We start from the raw sequence: 1096 nt of genomic DNA on the forward strand, positions 1-1096 counted from the left end.
GAGTTCAAGCAACGTGCTGCAAGCATGGTTCTTGATGACAACTGCTCGATCCCTGACGTCTGCGCATCGATGGATGTCGGCCCAACGGCGCTGCGCCGTTGGGTGGATCAGGTTCGAAAAGAGCGCCAGAAAGGCCAGCCAGTGGCAGGCACCAAGGCAATCAGTGACGAACAGCGAGAGCTCCAACAACTGCGAGCCAAGGTCAAGCGACTGGAGACTGAGGCTGAAATCTTAAAAAAGGCTACGGCTCTCTTAATGTCGGATCCCGATCGTTTTTCCTGATTGAGGAGCTGAGAGAGTCGGGCTCGTATCCGACCTGCCTGCTTTGCGACGCCCTGGGCGTTTCCCGCAGTGCGTTTTATGACTGGCTTCGTCGCCGTTCAGCGCCGAATACCAAGCGTGACGCGCTCAGAGCAAAAGTCGTGCAACTGCACGTTGAAAGCCGGGGAAGCGTAGGCGCGCGGATGATCTCTCAGCACTTGAAGGCCCAACAGCTCAAGGTGGGGCGGTATCTGGCCGCAAGGCTCATGACGGAGGCTAACCTGGCCAGCAGGCAGCGCCGTCGTCATCAGTATCGCTCCAAGGGTGTCGAGGCATTTGTGGCCAAGAACCTGCTCGAACGTAACTTCGAGCCAACGGCAATCAACCAAGTCTGGTGCGGCGACGTTACCAGCCTGATGGTCGGGAAGCGCTGGTACCACTTGGCGGTGGTCATTGATCTGTTCGCCCGCCGAATTGTGGGTTGGGCGTTTTCCCTGATCAATGACGCCAACCTGGTTAGCAAGGCGCTGAGAATGGCGGTGGAGATCCGAGGAAAACATGCAGGCTTGATGTTTCATTCAGACCAAGGCTGCCAATACACCAGCCAACGCTTCCAGTCCGAGCTGCTTGAGCACGGGATAACGCAAAGCATGAGCCGCCGAGGGCAATGCTGGGACAACGCGCCAACAGAGCGTTTCTTTGGGACGCTCAAGTCGGAGTGGGTGCCCGCCAAGGGCTACGCGGCGATTGAAGAAGCTAGGCAGGATATGACCAGCTTCTTCATGCGATACAACCGAATCAGGCTCCACAGCTATAACAACTACCTGTCGCCAAT

The 1096-nt window shown here is 57.1% G+C and carries 2 protein-coding genes; both read left to right on the top strand.

The window, feature by feature from the left end; genetic code table 11:
- Positions 1-282: transposase (locus tag ACIPZB_RS27210; protein WP_400643488.1), on the top strand; the 282-nt coding region annotated here is incomplete at its 5' end.
- Between the two features lie 8 nt (positions 283-290).
- Positions 291-1096, top strand: an 806-nt coding sequence (locus ACIPZB_RS27215; protein WP_400643489.1) for an IS3 family transposase, incomplete at its 3' end; no start/stop codon positions are given.

Source organism: Pseudomonas sp. NPDC089396, assembly GCF_044749545.1.
GTDB lineage: Bacteria > Pseudomonadota > Gammaproteobacteria > Pseudomonadales > Pseudomonadaceae > Aquipseudomonas.